This is a genomic window from Eubacterium sp. BIOML-A2, assembly GCF_009680135.1.
GTDB classification, from domain to species: Bacteria; Bacillota; Clostridia; order Lachnospirales; family Lachnospiraceae; genus Faecalicatena; species Faecalicatena contortus_B.
The window spans coordinates 1-4607 of the sequence record NZ_WKZK01000108.1; the positions used below are offsets into that span (position 1 = coordinate 1).

Annotated in this window: 2 protein-coding genes and 2 pseudogenes; 1 reads left to right on the forward strand and 3 read right to left on the reverse strand. The window is 46.6% G+C overall.

Translation table 11 applies throughout. The features are described from left to right. The 3 genes and pseudogenes from GKG43_RS22545 to GKG43_RS23815 form a co-directional block, all read right to left on the reverse strand. Window positions 1–347, reverse strand: a pseudogene (locus tag GKG43_RS22545) (myo-inositol-1-phosphate synthase); the annotation flags it as partial. A gap of 1448 nt (window positions 348–1795) precedes the next feature. Next, a complete protein-coding gene (locus tag GKG43_RS22550) occupies window positions 1796–2827 on the reverse strand; it encodes a LacI family DNA-binding transcriptional regulator (protein WP_050641629.1) in 1032 nt (343 codons plus the stop codon). 1 nt (window position 2828) lies between these two features. After that, a complete protein-coding gene (locus tag GKG43_RS23815) occupies window positions 2829–3752 on the reverse strand; it encodes a carbohydrate kinase family protein (RefSeq protein WP_055155394.1) in 924 nt (307 codons plus the stop codon). Between the two features lie 508 nt (window positions 3753–4260). On the opposite strand from GKG43_RS23815, the pseudogene GKG43_RS22560 reads away from it, so the two are divergent. Beyond that, window positions 4261–4607 (forward strand): annotated as a pseudogene (locus GKG43_RS22560) (myo-inositol-1-phosphate synthase); the annotation flags it as partial.

Sequence of the window (4607 nt, forward strand, 5' to 3'; positions counted from 1 at the left end):
GTAAAGTAGTCTTTGCCATAGTAGTGCTGCAGATGATCCGGAGCTCCGTCCAGGACTGGTCCTTTTAATACCGGCGCTCCGAGTTTCGGAACATCACAGATTTTGTATGTACAGTTTGGCCATTCCAGAATTGCTTCGCTGACATCCTTGCCCACCTTCTTGGAATCAATATCAAAACCTGCAACAACTTCGATATCGGAAGGAACATATCCCCCCAGGTTATAATGCATAAGCCCGCCGGCCTCTTCAGCAATCTCCGGTGTCTTATAGAACTCAATCCCCTGAACAAGAGAACATGCACAATTCCCCACTCCCACAAGCGCCAGTCTGATCTTTTTCCCTGCCATAGTCTTTTCCTCCTAAATGTAATGTTAAATTGTAGTAACCGATAAAGTTAACGTTAAAGTTAAACTTCAAAAAAATAACGTTTACTTTAACGTTAACTTCTTATCTGTTTCAAATTGTACCCGTAAAAATACTAAAAGTCAATTGTCACTTTTCAACAAAGACATCCCCCATAATTTATCCAAAACTGCCAAATCGGGATTCAGCGACGAGCTTTAGTCTCGGCGCGGATGGGGGCGCTCCGTTAAGGGATAGCCGAAAACCTCGCGGAGAACATCCATGTCCTTTCAAAAACGCGGCCGCGGACCTAAGAAATTCTAGGCGGGAAACAGCCCTGAAAATGGAGCACCACTGACACATCACGAGAAATCCGATGATTTCTCGCGCTGGGTCAGTTGATTTTTGGATTCGGAATCCAAAAATCTCTCCATTTTCAGGGCTGTTTCCCACCAAGAATTTCTAAGGTTCGCTTTGAGCGTTTTTGAAAGGACATGGATGTTCTCCGGGAGGTTTTCGGCTATCCCTTTATGGAGCGTCCCCATCCGCGCCGAGGCTAAAGCTCGTCGCTAANCCAGCTCCATGAAGGGATAGCCGAAAACCTCCCGGAGAACATCCATGTCCTTTCAAAAACGCGGCCGCGGACCTAAGAAATTCTAGGCGGGAAACAGCCCTGAAAATGGAGCACCACTGACACATCACGAGAAATCCGATGATTTCTCGCGCTGGGTCAGTTGATTTTTGGATTCGGAATCCAAAAATCTCTCCATTTTCAGGGCTGTTTCCCACCAAGAATTTCTAAGGTTCGCTTTGAGCGTTTTTGAAAGGACATGGATGTTCTCCGCGAGGCTTTCAGCTATCCCTTCATGGAGCTGGCGCATCCAACCGGCAGGAAAAGGACTCGTTCCTAAGGTGGGGCCTCAAACGGGGGCAGCGTATGGATATAGAATTGGCGGGACTTTTATGTCCCCAGTAGGTGTACATAAGCAAGGGGATACGGCTTACAGTTCATGCACATCTTGAAGATGAAAAGACACGCATAGCCAATCCACATCCGCTGCCCTGGTCCGGGATCCCACCCGGTTGGCGAACTTACCTGCCGATTGGATGAGCCAGCTTTATGACAGGGAGGCCGGGGAGGTGCCGGGGCTGTATATGCCGTTGCGAAATGCTGGAATGCGCTTAGTGATTCTTGAACAGCCGATGCCGGATAGGCGGGGAACAACTTGATCTCCAAATCAAGTTGTTGCTGAACCCAGCGCGGGAAATCATCAGATTTCCCGTGATGTGTTCAGCGTACCCGCCTATCCGGCATCGGGTGTTCTAGAATCACTTAGCAGCATGGGTGCATATCGCAACGGCATATACAGCCCCAGCACCTCCCCGGCCTCCCTGTCATAAAGCGTCCCCATCCATCGACAAGTCTAAAGCCAGCCAACTAAATCCCGACTTTTTAGGAGGTCTCCCGCAGGATTAGTTCTGGTTTCATTACTACATGTTTTTTCTCTTCCGGTTCTGTCTCTTCCTCTTCATCCTCCAGCTTTGCCCTTGCATCCATTAATTCTATCAGAAGCCTGGCGCTCTCAATGCCCATTCTTAATTTGGGCGATCCGATGGTTGTCAGACGGGGTTTTACAAAGGACAGTATCCCGATGTCGTCATTGCCGCTGAGTGCGATATCATGGGGCAGGTTGAATCCCCTCTCCTGGATTGCACAGATCGCACCTATTGCGATATAATCGCTGTAACACATCACGGACAGCGGGGGTTTATTGCGCTCCAGTATACGCTTCATGCTCTCGTATCCGTCCGCCTGATCCGTACAGCCGGATACGACCATGTTCGGCTCATACGGAATGCCGCAGTCTTCGAGGGCCTTCTTGTAGCCCTCCAGCCTGTTCTGCGCGGAAGAAACACTGGGCAGGAAATTCAGGAAAAAAATCTTCTCATTGCCGTAACTGCAGAGGTGCTTTGCTGTCATATATGCAGCCTGATAATCATCCAGTACCACATAGGTATCCTCGCCTTTTTCCAGGTAACGGTTCACCAGAACATAGGGGATGTCATATTTCCGCAGCAGTTCACAGCTCTTTTTATTTCCCGCCGCCGGTGTCAGGATTACTCCTGCCACGTTAAGACCCCTCAGCTCGTCTACAAGCTGAATCTCTTTATCCACATCCTCATGGCTGTTCATCACGACGCAATGGTAGCCGTGGGCCGATAACGTCTCTTCGATCCCCCGGATCACCCTTGCGTAGAATGGGTTGGCATTATCACTGATGATAATCCCAACCATGTTGGTCCGCTGCTGGCGGAAACTTCGGGCAACCTGATTCGGCACATAGTTTACTTCTCTTGCATAGTCCAGAATCTCTTTTTTCCTCTTAGCGGATATATCCGGATGGTCATTCAGCGCCTTAGATACCGTCGTAATACTTACACCAAGCCCCTCTGCCAGGTCCTTCAATCTTGTTACTTTTTTCATACTATAATTTTCCCTCCATCCGCAGCTTGACCATTCTTTCAACCGGCATCCTGCTCTCCACGCATCCGCCGTTCTCTTCCAGAATCAGTGATGCCATACTGTTGGCATACTCTACTGCATAAACTATGTCATCGGGCTTTTCATCCAAAGCCGCCATTAAACCTGCCGAAAATGCATCTCCGGCTCCCGTCAGGTTCTTTTCCTTTCCTTCCATCGTAGGGTAACTGTCCGAAAACTGTACTTTTCCGCCTGCCCCCTGGAATGCCGCCCCCTGATCTCCCATGGTAACAACGGCATATCTGGGGCCTCTTGCAGTCAGATACTCCAGGCAGTCTTCCACGCTTTGATCCGGCATCAGATAACGCAGGTCATCCTGGCTGGCTTTTATTATGAATGCATTTGCACATAAATCATCCACCAGTTTTCTTCCCCGGTATGTTCCTACCGGAAAATGATTGTAGGAGGTGGTTCCGCCGTATCCGCCCAGATCCACGATAATGCGCTTTCCGGCCGCATTCAGCTTCTGGCATATCTCAATGTCCACTTCATAGTCCATTGGGCAGATGAAAAATGTGGAGGCTTCCAGATATGTCTCCGGTATTACTTCATAACTGATCACAGGAGCTACTTTAAAATACTCTACCCTGTTTTTCGCATCTTCCTGATAAATCAAATGATTCTCTGTCGTATACATATAGGGAATGCATCCCGTTGTATCCACCATGCGCAGTTCTCTTTCTATTAGCTTCTGCATCTCCTCGCCGCAATAGGTCACAATCCCCGTACTCTTTCCGGCTTTCGCCAGAGCCAGGCTTGTATATGCACAGGGGCTTCCAAGAACCGGCCCCACTATCTTATCCGTCAGAAAAATTGTCTCTTTTACAATATTGCCTATAGTGACAATATCTACCTTTTCATTTTTCACTGAGTATCCCCTCCGTTCAATCTGCTGGCAAAAGTTTGTTTCACTCCTTAACAGCAGAGATTTTTCTATGTACAGCCTCACTATAACGAAAAAAACTGAAATAATAAGTAACATTTAAGTTATCGGTACAGTAACTGTATTTTCTTAATTTTTAGTATAGCTTACTATTCAAACATTGTCCAACACTTTATACAAAAAAATCCGCTTTTTTCTGCTCCTTCAGCCGATTTTTCATTCAACATTAGACTTTTTGAGAATATTGACTAATTTTCTCTGAACTTTTTGTGCATATATGCCAATTGACATTTTTATTTTTTGGATTTAGAATGGGGTCATGAAGCAGATCAAATGATACAGTTAACGTTAACTATCATTTATTTATCTTTTCACATTTTCATACTGAGGACAACCTAATAAATTTTTTTGTCCGGTTACTTAAACGTTAACTTTAACATTTGCTCCAGCATCAAATACATAATAATCCATATTATCTCAGGAGGAAAAAACTATGGCAGAGAAAAAAATCAGATTGGCACTCGTCGGAGTAGGTAACTGCGCATGCTCTCTCGTTCAGGGAATCGAGTTCTATAAGACACCGGAGATTGCAGAAGAAGCCGGCGGACTTATGCATTATAACCTGGGGGGATATGTTCCTTCCGATATCGAAGTTGTTGTAGGTTTTGATATTGATTCCAAGAAGGTGGGCAAGGATGTCAGCGAAGCGATTCTGGAATGGCCAAACTGTACATACAAGATCTGCGATGTTCCGAAACTTGGGGCGCCGGTATTAAAAGGACCAGTCCTGGACGGAGCTCCGGATCATCTGCAGCACTACTATGGCAAAGACTACTTTAC